This window comes from Duganella rhizosphaerae, assembly GCF_040364205.1.
GTDB classification, from domain to species: domain Bacteria; phylum Pseudomonadota; class Gammaproteobacteria; order Burkholderiales; family Burkholderiaceae_D; genus Rugamonas; species Rugamonas rhizosphaerae.
The window spans coordinates 98,407-112,261 of sequence record NZ_BPWK01000001.1 but is presented as its reverse complement, the minus strand read 5'-3'; the positions used below and the strand labels follow the sequence as shown (position 1 = coordinate 112,261).

Here is a 13,855-nt window from a genome sequence, read left to right as displayed (position 1 = left end):
TGTACCTCACCGCACGCATGACACCAGAGAAGTCATGCGTCCAGCTCGGCGCGACCGGGATGTTACTGCAAATCAACTTGCAGCGATCCGGATTTTCCCGCACTATTTGCTGAACTTCTTGTTAACTTTTCTGCTTTCTTGCGAGGCACTTGTGGCGACTCCCGACATCTCCCGGCTGAAAATTGAACGTGGCGCAACAGTGCAAGTCCAGGGGCAGCGTTCCAGGCGCCGCCGCTGGATCAAGATCGCGGTGGCGATCATTGTCATCGGCATAGCCGGCAAGCTCGCCATGGGCCAGTTCGGCGGCAAGACCAGCGTGGACATCGTGACCGTGGCGCAGACTTACCCGGCGCAGAGCTACACCCTGCTCAACGCCACCGGCTATGTGGTGGCGCAGCGCAAGGCGGCGCTGTCATCCAAGGCCACCGGCCGGCTGGAGTGGCTGGGCGTGCTCGAAGGCAGCAAGGTCAAGAAGGACGAGGTCATCGCGCGGCTGGAGAACCGCGACGTCAGCGCCTCGCTGGGCCAGGCGCAGGCCAACGTCAAGGTCGCACAGGCCAATCTGGAGCAAGGCCAGGCCGAGCTGCTGGACGCGCAGGCCAACTTCAAGCGCACCGCCGAGCTGCTGAGCCAGAAGTTCATCACCGCCTCCGCCTACGACACCGCGCAGGCGCGGCTGACCAAGGCCAAAGCCAACATCTCGGGCTACAACGCCGCCATCGCCGCCGCCAGGGCCAACGCGCAGGCCGCGCAGGTGGCGCTGGACCAGACGGTGATACGCGCCCCGTTCGACGGCGTGATCCTGACCAAGAACGCCAACGTCGGCGACAACATCACGCCCTTCTCCTCCGCCGCCGACAGCAAGGGCGCCGTGGTCACCATCGCCGACATGGATACGCTGGAGGTGGAGGCCGACGTCTCCGAATCGAACCTCAGCAAGATCCGCGTCGACCAGCCGACCGAAATCCTGCTCGACGCCTTCCCCGAACTGCACCTGGCCGGCACCGTCTCGCGCATGGTGCCGACCATGGACCGCAGCAAGGCGACCTTGCTGGTAAAGGTGCGCTTTGTCGACCGCGATCCACGCGTGTTGCCCGACATGAGCGCCAAGGTGGCCTTCCTGTCGAAGGCCGTACCGCCGGAGGACAAGCAGGCCGTCACCGCCGTGCAACCGGCCGCCATCGCCACGCGCGACGGCAAGGCGGTGGTGTTCATGATCGACGGCGACAAGGTCAAACAGGTCGCCGTCACGCAGGGCCGCAAGATCGGCGATCTGGTCGAAGTCAAAGGCGTCAAGCCCGGCGACAAGGTGGTGATGACGCCGGACGCCAAGCTGCACGACGGCGCCCCGGTCAGCCTGGCGAAGAAATGAGCGGGGAAAAAGCGTGAGCGAACCACTGGTACTGATAGAACACCTGGTCAAGTCCTACCGCCGCGGCGACCAGGTGGTGGAGGTGCTGCGCGATATCAGCCTGGCGATACCGGCCGGCGACTTCACGGCGCTGATGGGCCCTTCCGGCTCCGGCAAGAGCACGCTGCTTAACCTCATCGCGGGCATCGACAAGCCGGACCGCGGCGTGCTGCGCATCGATGGCCTCGACATCGCCGGCATGGGCGAGACCGACCTGGCGCGCTGGCGCGCCACCAACGTCGGCTTCATCTTCCAGTTCTACAACCTGATGCCGGTGCTGTCGGCGTTCGAGAACGTCGAACTGCCGCTGCTGCTCACGCCCCTGTCGCGCCGCGAACGGCGCGAGCGCGTCGAGCTGACGCTGGAAATGGTCAACCTGGCCGACCGCATGGACCACACGCCGAACGAACTGTCCGGCGGCCAGCAGCAGCGCGTGGCCATTGCCCGCGCCATCGTCACCGACCCGACCATCATCGTGGCCGACGAGCCCACCGGCGACCTGGATCGCAATTCGGCCTCCGAGATCCTGGCCCTGCTCCAGCAGCTGAACCAGCAACTGGGCAAAACCATCATCATGGTCACGCACGACGCCAACGCGGCGGCGCAGGCGCGCACCATGATCCATCTGGAAAAAGGCGAATTGATCGCCGGCGATCCGGTCGTTCCGGCCTAGCACCATGTACACGCTGCGGCTGATCTTCAAGAACGCCATGCGCCACAAGCTGCGCACCTCGTTGACCATCCTCGGCCTGGTGGTGGCGATCTTTTCCTTCGGCCTGCTGCAAACGGTGGTCGACGCCTGGTACGCTGGCGCCGAGGGCGCGTCCAACACCACGCTGGTCACGCGCAACAAGACCTCGCTGGTGTTTCCGCTGCCGCTGTCCTACCAGGCGCGCATCCGCGCGGTGCCCGGCGTGTCCGGCGTCGGCTTCGCCAACTGGTTCCAGGGCACCTACAAGGATCCGAAAAACTTCTTCGCGCAGTTCGCCATCTCCGGCGAGAGCTACCTGAACATCTACCCCGACTACCTGCTGCCGCCTGACGACCGCGTCGCCTTCCTCAAGGACCGCAAGGGCTGCATCGTCGGCCGCAAACTGGCCGACCAATACGGCTTCAAGGTCGGCGACATCATTCCGCTCAAGGGCACCATCTACCCCGGCAACTGGGAGCTGGTGGTGCGCGGCATCTACGACGGCAAGCAGAGCACCACCAACACCGCCACCCTGTTCTTCCACTGGGACTACGTCAACGAAACGATGAAGAAGGTGGCGCCGCGCCGCGCCAACCAGATCGGCGTGTACGTGGTGCAGATCGACCAGCCGGAGAACGCCGCCGCCATCTCCGCCGCCGTCGACAAGGAGTTCGCCAACTCGCTGGCCGAAACGCTGACCGAGACCGAGAAGGCCTTCCAGCTGGGCTTCGTGTCGATGTCCGAGGCGATCGTGGTGGCGATCCGCGTGGTGTCGTTCGTGGTCATCATCATTATCGCGGCGGTGATGGCCAACACCATGGCCATGAGCGCGCGCGAGCGGCTGGGCGAGTACGCCACGCTGAAGGCGCTCGGCTTCGGCCCCGGCTTCCTGACGCTGATGATACTGGGCGAATCGCTGCTGCTGTCGGCGTTCGGCGCGGCGATCGGTATCGTCATCCTGTTCCCGTTCGCCGCCTTCCTCGGCAAGGTGATGGGCACCATGTTCCCGGTGTTCGAAGTGTCGCAGACGACGGTGGTGCTGCAGCTGCTGGCGGCGCTGGCCATCGGCGCAGTGGCCGCCATCGCGCCGACGATACGGGCGGTGCGCATCAACATCGTCGACGGCTTGCGGAGCATCGGATGAAGATTCCTCTTTCCTACGTGGCCCGCAACCTGTGGGCGCGCCGCCTGACCACGGCGCTGACCGGCGCCGGCCTGGCGCTGGTGGTGTTCGTGTTCGCCACGGTGCTGATGCTGGACGAAGGCCTGCGCAACACCATGGTTACCACCGGCGAATACGACAACGTGATCCTGATCCGCCGTTCGGCAGATACCGAAGTGCAGAGCGGTGTCGACCGCACCCAGGCCAGCGTGGCCTCCAGCCACCCGGCCATCGCGCTCGGCGCCGACGGCCAGCCCTTGCTGTCGAAGGAGACGGTGGTGCTGATCTCGCTCAACAAGCGCGGCTCGGCCAAGCCGTCCAACGTCATCATCCGCGGCATCTCGCAGCGTGGGCTGATGCTGCGGCCGCAGGTGAAGCTGACGGCGGGCCGCATGTTCCGCCCCGGCGCTTCCGAGATCATCGCCGGCGCCAGCATCGCCCGCCGCTTCGAGGGCGCCGGCATCGGCGAGACGCTGCGCTTCGGCCAGCGCGAATGGACCGTGGTCGGCCTGTTCGACGCCGGCAACAGCGGCTTCGATTCCGAGATCTGGGGCGACGCCGACCAGCTGATGCCGGCCTTCCGCCGCAACGCCTACTCGGCCATGGTGCTGCGGCTGGCCGACACCTCGCTGTTCGACGGCTTCAAGAAGGACATCGAGAGCGACCAGCGCCTGACGCTGGACGCCAAGCGCGAACAGACCTTCTACTCCGACCAGTCGAAGGCGCTGTCCACCTTCATCAGCGTTCTGGGGCTGATCCTGTCGATCATCTTCTCGATCGGGGCGATGATAGGCGCCACCATCACCATGTATGCCTCGGTGGCCAACCGCGTCGGCGAGATCGGCACCCTGCGCGCGCTGGGCTTCCAGCGCCGCAGCATCCTGGCCGCCTTCCTGGCCGAGTCGATGCTGCTGGCGGTGCTGGGCGGCGCGCTGGGCCTGGCCTGCGCTTCGCTGATGCAGTTCCTGTCCTTCTCGACCACCAATTTCCAGTCCTTCTCCGAGCTGGCCTTCGGCTTCCGCCTGACGCCGGCGATCGTGGTCAAAACGCTCATGTTTTCGCTGGCGATGGGCATGGTCGGCGGCTTCCTGCCGGCCTTGCGCGCGGCGCGGATGAAAATAGTCGACGCCTTGCGCGCTGCGTGACCAATGACACCCCGAAACGCACCGGCCCGGCAACAATAGCGAAAGAAAGCATGCTAGACTTGCCTGAATGCAAATTTCGCCGCATACGCCTTTTTTGCCTTCGGAATCGCTGCCGACCATGCCGCACAAGGACCACCCACCTGCCGCGCACGGAACCGCGCCGCGCCAACTCTGGCGCCGGTTACTGCTTTGCTGCGCCCTGCTGATGTCGATGCTGGCGACGCCCGCGTGGGCCGCCGGCGAGCGCAAGGTGCTGGTACTGTATTCGCTGGGGTCGGACTCGGCGTCGGCCTGGCAGCGCCTGATCAACAAAGGCTTGTCGGCTGCGCTGGCCGATAAAAACCTCACTTCCTCGCTGGGCATCTTCGAAGAGCGCTTCGACGCCGTGCGCGTCGGCGACGACCAGGCGCAGGCCGGCATGGAGGCCTACCTGCGCACCAAGTATGCCCATATCCGGTTCGACGCCATCATCACCGAGAACTACGTGGCGGCGCGCTTCCTCAGCGAGCGCCCCGAGCTGTTCCGCGGCGTGCCGCGCTACTATGTGAACCACGGCCGCACCGACTGGACGCCGTTCGACGGCGTCGGCTACCAGGTGCAGGCCGATTTCGGCCGCGCCATCGAGATCATTCCCCGCGTGCTGCCGCAGGTGCGGCACGTGGTGGTGATCGGCGACAGCACGGAACGCATGCAGGAATCGGTGAGCGGCGTGCGCAAGGTGGCCGAGGGCTACAGCAAGCAAATACGCTTCGAGTACTGGGACAACCTGACCTACGACGAGATCTTCCGCCGGGCGGCGCTGCTGCGGCCGGACAGCGCCGTCTTCCTGCTGCCCACTTATCACGACAGCAGCGGTATCCGGCGCCGCCCGATCGACATCGCGCGGCAGCTGGTGAGCACCACGCAGGCGCCGGTTTTCACCAATTGGGAAGCGATCGTGGTGCCCGGCGTCGTCGGCGGCTATGTGGTCAGCGCCGAGCGCATAGGCCGCGCCATCGCCGCCATCCTGATGCAGCAGGAGCCCGACATCGCCGGCATTCCGGGATATCTGTTCGATTATGACGCCGTGCAGCGCTTCCACCTGCAGAACATTCCGCCGACGGCGCAATGGATCAACCGGCCTCAAAGCGTGTTGGAACAATACCTGTGGCAGATACTGGCCGGCGTGACGCTGGTGGTGCTGGAAGGGATACTGATTTCGGCGCTGATCGTCGCATTGCGCGGGCGACGCCAGACGCTGCGCGCGCTGCACGATGAACGCAACCAGCTGGAAGCACGGGTGATGCAACGCACGCTGGAGCTGATGATCGCCAACACCAAGCTGGAACAGCTGGCCACCACCGATCCGCTGACAGGCATCGGCAACCGCCGCCGCATGACGGAACAGATCAACAAGGAACTGGAACGCAGCCGCCGCTTCAAGCATCCGCTGTCGCTGCTGATGGTCGACATCGACCACTTCAAGAACGTCAACGACGTTTATGGCCACGAGGCCGGAGACCGCGCCATCGTGGCGGTGGCCAAGGCGCTGGCGGGCGGCATGCGCAATATCGACATGGCGTCGCGCTTCGGCGGCGAGGAGTTTGTGCTGCTGATGCCGGAGACCGATATCGGCGTCGCCAGCGGCGCCGCCGAGCGGCTGCGCAGCGATGTCGCCGACCTGCGCATCGAAGGCGACAACGGCGAACAGATCACGCTCACCGTCAGCATCGGCGTGGCGGCGGCGGCGCCGGAGGGGCCGCCGGACAGCGCCTCGTCGCTGATCTCGCGCGCAGACAAGGCGCTCTACCAGGCCAAGCACGAAGGGCGCGACCGGGTGGTCAGCGCCTGATTACCCCGCACCACCAAGCGGGGTCGGACCCCGTACGGGGTCCGACCCCTAAGTGGCGCGGCATGCGTATCGCTTAGGCGTACGGGGTGCTTGCTTATTCCGCGTCCGGCTGCTGCGACGGGTGCGCCTGCTGGAAGGCCGGCAGTTCGGCACAGGCCTCGAAGATGCGCATGACGGTCGGATACGGCGCCATGTCCACCCCGAAGCGCTGGGCGCCGAATACCTGCGGCACCAGGCAGCAGTCGGCCAGCGTTGGTGTGTCGCCGTGGCAGTAGCGGCCGGTGCGCGCGTCGTCGGCCAGCAGGCGCTCCAGCGTCGCCATGCCGGTGCGCAGCCAGTGCTGCTGCCATTCCACCTTGACCTCTTCGGTCACCTTCAACTGGTTCTTCAGGTACTTCAGCACGCGCAGGTTGCCCAACGGGTGAGTGTCGGCGGCCACCGTCAGCGCCAGCGCGCGCACGCGGGCGCGGTCGGCTGCGGCGGTGGGCAGCAGCGGCACTTGCGGGCGCGTCTCCTCCAGGTATTCGATGATGGCCAATGACTGGCCGATCACGCTGCCGTCGTCGTCCAGCGTCGGCAGCAGCGCCGATGGATTGAGAGCGCGATAGGATTCGGCGAGCTGCTCGCCGCCGTCGCGCAGCAGGTGGACCGGCACGGCATCGTAGGCCAGGCCTTTCAGGTTCAGCGCAATGCGCACGCGGTAGGCGGCGGTGCTGCGGAAGTAGGTATAAAGCTTCATGCGAAATCTCGTTCTAGAATTGGAGCCGCCTGCGGACGCTCCATCATCCACAGCATGGCGGCGGACAGCAGCGCCGGCACGGCGGCGATAATGAAGATGGTGCTGTTCGGCCAGTTCATGCGTATCAGTTCACCGCCCAGCACCGGGCCGATGATGGAACCGACCCGGCCCACGCCGAGGCTCCAGCCGATGCCGGTGGAGCGCAGCGTGGTCGGATAGTAGTTGGCCGCCAGCGCATTGACGGCGGGCTGTCCACCGACGATGCAGAAGCCCGCCACCAGGATCGCCAGGCACAGGAAGGCCAGCGACGCTTCCGGACGGCCGATCAGCACGATCGCCACGGCCGCCACCAGGAAGCCGGGGATCAGCACGCGGCGGAAGCTGGAGCGGTCGATCAGTTGGCCCATCATCAGCGTGCCGATGGTGCCGCCGATCGGCAGGATGGTGCCGGCCAATACCGCCATGCTGGTCGACAGGCCGGCGCCCTTGAGGATGGTCGGCAGCCAGTTCGATAAAAAGTACAGGTTGAGCAGGTTGAGGAAGTTGACCAGCCAAAGCAGCACGGTGGTGCGCGCGCGGCCGTCGCGGAACAGTTCCGTCACCGAGCCGCGCTTGCCGGCTTTCTCGTGCACCAGATAGCGGCTGCCCGCATGCACGGTGGACGATGGATCGATGCGGCGTAGCCACTGCGCCACGCGCTCGACGCGCTTGCCGCTCAGGACCACGTACTGCATCGACTCCGGCAGCATGAAGATCATCAGCACGCCGATCGCCAGCGGCATCACGCCGCCGACATAGAACACCGACTGCCAGCCGAACGACGGTATCAGCGCGGCCGAAGCCAGGCCGCCGACCACGGCGCCCACGGTGAAGCCGCAGGAGACCAGCATCATCAGCGTGACGCGGCGACGCGCAGGGCTGTACTCGCCGGCCAGCGCCATCACGTTGGGCATGATGGCGCCAAGACCGATGCCGGTAATGAAGCGCAGCCACTGCAACTGCTCCAGCGTCGTGCATGAAGGCGTGAGCAGCATGCAGACCGAGAAGAACATGGTCGCGACAATCAGCACCGGACGGCGGCCGATTTTATCGGCCATCACACTGAACACCAGCGAACCTGCCAGCATGCCGAACAGGCCCGCGCCGAACACCGGCCCCAGGCTGGCTTTGCTGACATGCCATTCCTGGATGATGGCCGGCGCCACGTAGCCCATCGCCTGCACGTCGAAGCCGTCCATCAGGATGCACAGGCCGCACAGCACATAAACGCCGATCTGGAAAGCGCTGATCTTGTTCTTGTCGATGAGTGCGGGGATATCTACTGCTTGTTCCATCGTTGTCTCCTCCTGCCTCGCCGGCGCTTTAGCTGCGCTCTTGGTAGTGCGTGACGGTTTGTTCGATGGCGCCGAAGATGCTGGCGCCCTGCTCGTCCTTCATCTCGATGCGCACGCTGTCGCCGAATTTGAGGAAGCCGGTTTGCGGCTTTCCGCTTTCGATGGTTTCGTACATACGCACCTCGGCCAGGCAGCAGTAGCCCACGCCGCCGTTGGCGATGCTCGATCCGTGCAGGTTGCCCTGCTTGTTCGACACCGTGCCGGAACCGATGATGGTGCCGGCCGCCAGTTCACGCGTGGCGGCGGCGTGCGCCACCAGTTGCGCGAAGTTGAAGGTCATGTCTTCGCCGGCGTTCGGCTTGCCGAAGGGCTGCTGGTTCAGATCGACCAGGAGCGGCAGGTGCAGCTTGGTGTCGGCCCAGTGCGCGCCCAGTTCGTCCGGCGTGACGGCCACCGGCGAGAAGGCGCTGGCGGCCTTGGACTGGAAGAAGCCGAAGCCCTTGGCCAGTTCGTTCGGGATCAGGTTGCGCAGCGAGACGTCGTTGACCAGCATGACCAGGCGGATCGCTTTCGCGCAGTCCTCGGTGCTGGCGCCCATGCGCACGTCGCCGGTGATGACGGCCACTTCGGCTTCCAGGTCGATGCCCCACTCTTCGGACAGCGCGAAGATCGGATCGCGCGGGCCGATGAAGCTGTCCGAGCCACCCTGGTACATCAGCGGGTCGGTGTAGAAGGAGGCCGGCACTTCGGCGTTGCGCGCCTTGCGCACCAGCTCAACGTGGTTGATGTAGGCCGAACCGTCGGCCCACTGGTAGGCGCGCGGCAGCGGCGAGTGGCAGTACTGCTGATCGAACGGGTGGGTGTCGATGGCGTCGCCGGCGTTCAGCGAGGCGTAGACCTGCTCCAGGCCCGGCGACACCAGGTCCCAGTTGTCCAGCGCGTGCTGCAGCGTGGCGGAGATCTTCGGTACGTGCTGGTAGCGCGACAGGTCGCGGCTGACCACCACCAGGCGGCCATCGCGGCTGCCGTCTTTCAGGGTTGCGAGCTTCATGCCTTCACCTCCGGTGCGTGCATCCAGGCTGCGTGCTTGGGCGCTTTGCGGGTCTGCGACCACTCTTCCAGCATCTCCCATTTGACGGCGTCGAGCTTCTGCATCATCTCCGGCGTGCCGGTGTTGACCGCCAGTTCGAGGCGGTGGCCGTTCGGGTCGAAGAAGTAGATCGACTTGAAGATGGTGTGGTTGATCGGGCCGATCACGCTGATGCCGGCGGCGACCAGGCGCTCCTTGGCGGCCAGCAGTTCGTCCATGGTCTCGACTTCCATCGCCAGGTGCTGCACCCAGGCGGGGGTGTTGTGGTCGCGGTCCATCGGCGCCTGGGTCGGCAGCTCGAAGAAGGCCAGCACGTTGCCGTGGCCGGCGTCCAGGAACACGTGCATGTACGGGTCCGGGGCCTTGGTGGACGGCACTTCGTCTTCGGCGATGGCCAGCACGAAGTTCATGTTCAGGTGTTTGACGTACCACTCGACGGTCTGCTTGGCGTCGATGCAGCGGTAGGCCACGTGGTGGATTTGCTTGATTTTCATGCTTGTCTCCAGATCAGTCATTCCGCATTAAATGCGAATTTCAGATATCATACAAACGATATTTTCCAGCCCACTTATCAGATTTCCCGATGAATCCTAGTTTGCGCCAGATGCGCGCCCTGGTGGCGCTCGCCAAAACCGGCAGCTTTACGCTGGCCGCAGAGCATCTCAATGTGACCCAATCCGCGCTCAGCGGTCAGATCAAGGAGCTGGAGCAGATGCTGGGGGTGCGCGTCGTCGAGCGTACCACGCGCAAGGCGCAGCTGTCGGAGATCGGCCGCGAGCTCACGCCGCTGTTCGAGAAGATGCTGCAGGACCTGGACCGCGCGATGGCCGACATCGCCAGCCGCAAGGCGCTCAAGCAGGGTTCGGTGCGCGTGGCGGCGCCGCAGATGCTGTCCTGCACGCTGATCCCGGAGGTGATCGCCGCCTACAAGGCGCGCTATCCGGACGTGCAGGTGTGGCTGGCGGACAGCCCGGTCGAGATGGTGTCGGCGCGGGTGTTCAGCGGCGAGGCCGACTTCGGCATCGGCCCGGACCGCGATACCACCGCCGAGATCGAAGCGCAGCCGCTGTTTGAGATGCCGTTCGTGGTGGTGTATCCGCCCGGCCATCCGCTGGAACAGCGCAAGCGCATCACCTGGGCCGATGTCAACGAGTTTCCCTTGATTTCGCTGCAGGGACAGTTCACCGAGCGGCTGTTGCGCGACATGCACGCGTCGTTCCGCGAGCAGTCGCTGAGCCCGTACAACGAGGTCACCTTCATGACCACCGCGCTGGCCATGGTGCACGCGCGGCTGGGCATCACGGTGTGCCTGCCGTATGCGGAAAAGATGGTGCAGCTGTACGGCTTGCAGATGCGGCCGCTGGAATCGCCGGCGCTGACGCGGCGCTTCTTCGTCTACACGCGCAACGCGCGGGCGCTGTCGCCGGCGGCCGAGAGCTTTGTCGCCTTCCTGCAAGAGTTTGCAGCGGCGCATCAGTGGAATGTGCCGCAGGGCTGAACGTTTTATAATTGACGCATGACAGCAGATACCATCGCCATCAATCAGAAGATGGACCAGTTCGACGGCCACCACAGCGTTTGGCTGTTCGGCTACGGCTCGTTGATTTACAAGGCCGACTTCCCTTACCTTGAACGCCGTCCGGCCAGCATCGCCGGCTGGACGCGGCGCTTCTGGCAAGGTTCGCACGACCATCGCGGCACGCCGGACGCGCCGGGCCGGGTGGTGACCATCATCGAAGAGCCCGGTGCGGTGTGCCACGGCATGGCCTATCTGGTGACGCCGGAAGTGTTCGCGCACCTGGACCATCGCGAGAAGAACGGCTACCTGCGGCTGGCGATCGCCATCGCGTTCGAGGACGGCGACAGCGTCGAAGGACTGGTCTACATCGCCACGCCGGACAACACGGCCTTCCTCGGCGCCGCCTCCGAGCAGGAGATCGCGCAGCATATCGCCCGCTCCGCCGGCCCCAGCGGGCCGAACAGCGACTATCTCAACCATCTGGCCAGCGCGCTGCGCGAACTGGGCCGCCATGACCAGCATGTGTTCGAGATCGAACGCCACCTGGCCGCGCTGAAAGACCAAGGTTCTTGATATGATGGCGGCCAGGATCAGCCCCATCCAGTCGAAACCACATCCACTGCAACGATAACGATAACGATAACGATAACGATCGCGAGACAACACCATATGGCTCATATCGACCAGCGCCGCCGCACCCTCTGCATGCAACTTCTCGGCGGCCTCGCCGGTATCGCCATCGACGGCTCCGTCATGGCCCGGCCTTCCGTGGACGAAACCACCAGGGTCTTCCGGCTCGATGGACCGGGCGTCACCTACGCGTTCGGCGTCAATAGCGAAGGGCAGTTGCAGTCGATGTACTGGGGTAGCGCCTTGTCGAGCGAGGACAGCTTGCCGGCCCCCGTGCCGGTGCCCGAAAACTCCTCCAATGAAATGCCGGTCACGATCACGCCGTTCGAGTTCCCGTCCTTTGGCGGTGGCCTGACCGTCGAACCAGCCCTGAAGGTGACGTTCCCGGACGGCGTGCGCGACCTCGCCTTGCGCTACGTGAGTCACCAGCTCGACAAGGACCGGATCGTGGTGCGGATGAAGGATGCCAGCCGCGCCGTCCATGTGACCCTCACGTATGCAATGGATATGGCGACAGGCATCCTGGTCCGCTCGGCCGTGGTGGAAAACCGCACGGCCAGCTGGATCCAGATCGACCAGCTGGCGGCCGCGAGCATCAGCCTGCCATACCGGGACGATTACCGCCTTTCCTACCTGACAGGACGTTGGGGGGGTGAATTCGCATTGCAGACGCGCCCGATCGAGCCGGGCTCCATCGTCATTGAAAGCCGCAAGGGCGTCACTTCCCACCAGGCCAATCCCTGGATCGCGATCAGCCATGCCGGCACGGAAGAGGAATCCGGTCCCGTGTGGTTCGGTGCGCTGGGATGGAGCGGCTCCTGGCGCATCCACGTCGACATGGATGCGCTAGGCGGCGTCCGCACGACCGCCGGCTACAACCCTTTCGACTTCGCCTATCGGCTGAAGCCGGGTGAGAGCCTGGCGTCGCCTGCGTTCCACGCCGGATATTCGGAGAGTGGCTTTGGCGGCGCGTCCCGCATGTTCCACCGCTACCAGCGCGAGCGCATCCTGCCTGGTGCGCCGCAGCCGCGACTGCGCCCCATTCTCTATAATTCGTGGGAAGCCACCACTTTCGCCGTCGATGAAGCGGGACAGGTGGCGCTTGCCGAGAAGGCGGCAAGCATCGGCGTGGAGCGTTTCGTGGTCGATGATGGCTGGTTTGGGGCACGCAATAGCGACAAGGCCGGCCTGGGCGACTGGATCGTCAACCGACAAAAATTCCCGAACGGGCTGGCGCCGCTGATCAGGCGGGTCAATGCGCTCGGCATGGAGTTCGGGCTGTGGGTGGAGCCGGAAATGGTCAATCCGGACAGCGATCTGTATCGAGCCCATCCGGACTGGGTCATCAACTTCCAGGGCCGGCCGCGCAACGAGGCACGCAACCAGCTGGTGCTGAACCTGGCGCGCAAGGATGTGTACGAGTACCTGCTGACGGTGCTCGACAAGCTCCTCGTTGAACATGACATCGCCTTCCTCAAGTGGGACCACAACCGCGCGTGGTCGGAACCCGGCTGGCCGGAGGCGGCACCTGGCGAACAGCAGAGGCTGTATGTCAGCTACGTGGAAAACCTGTACAAGCTGCTGGCCGAACTGCGCCGGCGCCACCCGAAGCTCGAGATCGAATCCTGCGCCAGCGGTGGCGGCCGCGTGGATCTCGGCATCATGGCGCTGACCGATCAGGTGTGGACATCCGATAACACCGATCCGTTCGATCGGCTGCTGATCCAAGACGGCTTCAGCCACGCCTATGCACCAGGGATCATGATGGCCTGGGTGACCGATGCGCCGAACTACCTCAACAAGCGCGTCACGTCGCTGGAATACCGCTTCCTGTCATCGATGCAGGGAGCGCTGGGCATCGGCGCCAATCTGCATCACTGGAAGGACGAGGATTTTGCGCAAGCCAAGCGCCTGGTCGCGGAATACAAGAGTGTCCGATCGACGGTGCAGCGAGGGGAGCTGTACCGTCTGGTGTCGCCGCAGCGCGGAGCGGCACGCTCGGCCACGCTGTCCGTGGCACAGGACGGCAAACAGGCCGTGCTGTTTGCCTTCCTGCACTCCGGCGGCAGACGCAATCCGCAGCCGCGCATCCAGCTGCGCGGGCTTGATCCGAAACGGAACTATGCGCTTCGGGCGATTTCCGGCAGTGCCACGCCGCAGACGCCGCAGCGCGCCAGCGGCGCTTACTGGATGGGGCGTGGGATCGATGTCGTGCTCGAAGGGGATTTCCAGGCTGCCGCCTTTGTGCTGGATGGCGTTTGAAACAGCATGACACGGCAGGGAATATAGGCGAGTTGTCCTGC

General features: G+C 64.9%; 12 protein-coding genes. 8 read left to right on the top strand and 4 right to left on the bottom strand.

Annotation, left to right across the window (positions count from 1 at the left end; translation table 11 throughout):
* The first annotated feature begins 151 nt into the window (after positions 1 to 151).
* The 5 genes from RUGAMON1_RS00480 (at position 152) to RUGAMON1_RS00460 (ending at position 6,240) form a co-directional block, all read left to right on the top strand.
* Positions 152 to 1,372 carry an efflux RND transporter periplasmic adaptor subunit gene (locus tag RUGAMON1_RS00480; RefSeq protein WP_445228661.1) on the top strand — a complete coding sequence of 407 codons (1,221 nt, stop codon included), beginning with the start codon at positions 152 to 154 and terminating at the stop codon, positions 1,370 to 1,372.
* A 13-nt stretch (positions 1,373 to 1,385) separates the two neighbouring features.
* On the top strand, positions 1,386 to 2,084 hold the full coding sequence (locus RUGAMON1_RS00475) for an ABC transporter ATP-binding protein (RefSeq protein ID WP_445228660.1): 699 nt from the start codon (positions 1,386 to 1,388) through the stop codon (positions 2,082 to 2,084).
* Positions 2,085 to 2,088: 4 nt separating this feature from the next.
* Positions 2,089 to 3,246: an ABC transporter permease gene (locus tag RUGAMON1_RS00470; RefSeq protein ID WP_445228659.1), complete on the top strand. Its 1,158-nt coding sequence runs from the start codon at positions 2,089 to 2,091 to the stop codon at positions 3,244 to 3,246.
* On the top strand, positions 3,243 to 4,409 hold the full coding sequence (locus RUGAMON1_RS00465) for an ABC transporter permease (RefSeq protein WP_445228658.1): 1,167 nt from the start codon (positions 3,243 to 3,245) through the stop codon (positions 4,407 to 4,409). Before RUGAMON1_RS00470 ends, RUGAMON1_RS00465 begins: the two co-directional genes overlap by 4 nt.
* Positions 4,410 to 4,503: 94 nt before the next feature.
* Positions 4,504 to 6,240: a diguanylate cyclase gene (locus RUGAMON1_RS00460; protein ID WP_445228657.1), complete on the top strand. Its 1,737-nt coding sequence runs from the start codon at positions 4,504 to 4,506 to the stop codon at positions 6,238 to 6,240.
* Between the two features lie 94 nt (positions 6,241 to 6,334).
* On the opposite strand, the gene maiA is transcribed toward RUGAMON1_RS00460, so the two are convergent.
* The 4 genes from maiA to RUGAMON1_RS00440 are packed head-to-tail and all read right to left on the bottom strand — an operon-like array spanning position 6,335 to position 9,897.
* Positions 6,335 to 6,979: a maleylacetoacetate isomerase gene (maiA, locus tag RUGAMON1_RS00455; protein WP_445228656.1), complete on the bottom strand. Its 645-nt coding sequence runs from the start codon at positions 6,977 to 6,979 to the stop codon at positions 6,335 to 6,337.
* Positions 6,976 to 8,313, bottom strand: a complete 1,338-nt coding sequence (locus tag RUGAMON1_RS00450) for an MFS transporter (protein WP_445228655.1) — start codon at positions 8,311 to 8,313, stop codon at positions 6,976 to 6,978. Before RUGAMON1_RS00450 ends, maiA begins: the two co-directional genes overlap by 4 nt.
* Before the next feature lie 28 nt (positions 8,314 to 8,341).
* Complete coding sequence (locus RUGAMON1_RS00445; protein ID WP_445228654.1) at positions 8,342 to 9,364, bottom strand: fumarylacetoacetate hydrolase family protein; 1,023 nt, start codon at positions 9,362 to 9,364, stop codon at positions 8,342 to 8,344.
* A complete protein-coding gene (locus RUGAMON1_RS00440; protein ID WP_445228653.1) occupies positions 9,361 to 9,897 on the bottom strand; it encodes a VOC family protein in 537 nt (178 codons plus the stop codon). Before RUGAMON1_RS00440 ends, RUGAMON1_RS00445 begins: the two co-directional genes overlap by 4 nt.
* A gap of 89 nt (positions 9,898 to 9,986) precedes the next feature.
* On the opposite strand from RUGAMON1_RS00440, the gene RUGAMON1_RS00435 reads away from it, so the two are divergent.
* From RUGAMON1_RS00435 to RUGAMON1_RS00425, 3 genes are all read left to right on the top strand, one after another.
* The gene (locus RUGAMON1_RS00435; protein ID WP_070268713.1) at positions 9,987 to 10,901 is read left to right on the top strand and encodes a LysR family transcriptional regulator; all 915 of its coding nucleotides are present in this window, start codon (positions 9,987 to 9,989) and stop codon (positions 10,899 to 10,901) included.
* A gap of 18 nt (positions 10,902 to 10,919) precedes the next feature.
* Complete coding sequence (locus tag RUGAMON1_RS00430) at positions 10,920 to 11,495, top strand: gamma-glutamylcyclotransferase (protein WP_445228652.1); 576 nt, start codon at positions 10,920 to 10,922, stop codon at positions 11,493 to 11,495.
* A gap of 96 nt (positions 11,496 to 11,591) precedes the next feature.
* Positions 11,592 to 13,814, top strand: coding sequence for an alpha-galactosidase (locus RUGAMON1_RS00425; protein WP_445228651.1), 2,223 nt, complete (start codon positions 11,592 to 11,594; stop codon positions 13,812 to 13,814).
* Positions 13,815 to 13,855: the final 41 nt, after the last annotated feature.

What these genes read in the sequence shown, in the direction of transcription:
- RUGAMON1_RS00470 (WP_445228659.1), top strand. Translation starts at nt 2,089, where the DNA reads ATGTACACGCTGCGGCTGATCTTCAAGAACGCCATGCGCCACAAGCTG.
- RUGAMON1_RS00465 (WP_445228658.1), top strand. Translation starts at nt 3,243, where the DNA reads ATGAAGATTCCTCTTTCCTACGTGGCCCGCAACCTGTGGGCGCGCCGC.
- maiA (WP_445228656.1), bottom strand. Translation starts at nt 6,979, where the DNA reads ATGAAGCTTTATACCTACTTCCGCAGCACCGCCGCCTACCGCGTGCGC.
- RUGAMON1_RS00450 (WP_445228655.1), bottom strand. Translation starts at nt 8,313, where the DNA reads ATGGAACAAGCAGTAGATATCCCCGCACTCATCGACAAGAACAAGATC.
- RUGAMON1_RS00445 (WP_445228654.1), bottom strand. Translation starts at nt 9,364, where the DNA reads ATGAAGCTCGCAACCCTGAAAGACGGCAGCCGCGATGGCCGCCTGGTG.
- RUGAMON1_RS00440 (WP_445228653.1), bottom strand. Translation starts at nt 9,897, where the DNA reads ATGAAAATCAAGCAAATCCACCACGTGGCCTACCGCTGCATCGACGCC.
- RUGAMON1_RS00435 (WP_070268713.1), top strand. Translation starts at nt 9,987, where the DNA reads ATGAATCCTAGTTTGCGCCAGATGCGCGCCCTGGTGGCGCTCGCCAAA.
- RUGAMON1_RS00430 (WP_445228652.1), top strand. Translation starts at nt 10,920, where the DNA reads ATGACAGCAGATACCATCGCCATCAATCAGAAGATGGACCAGTTCGAC.
- RUGAMON1_RS00425 (WP_445228651.1), top strand. Translation starts at nt 11,592, where the DNA reads ATGGCTCATATCGACCAGCGCCGCCGCACCCTCTGCATGCAACTTCTC.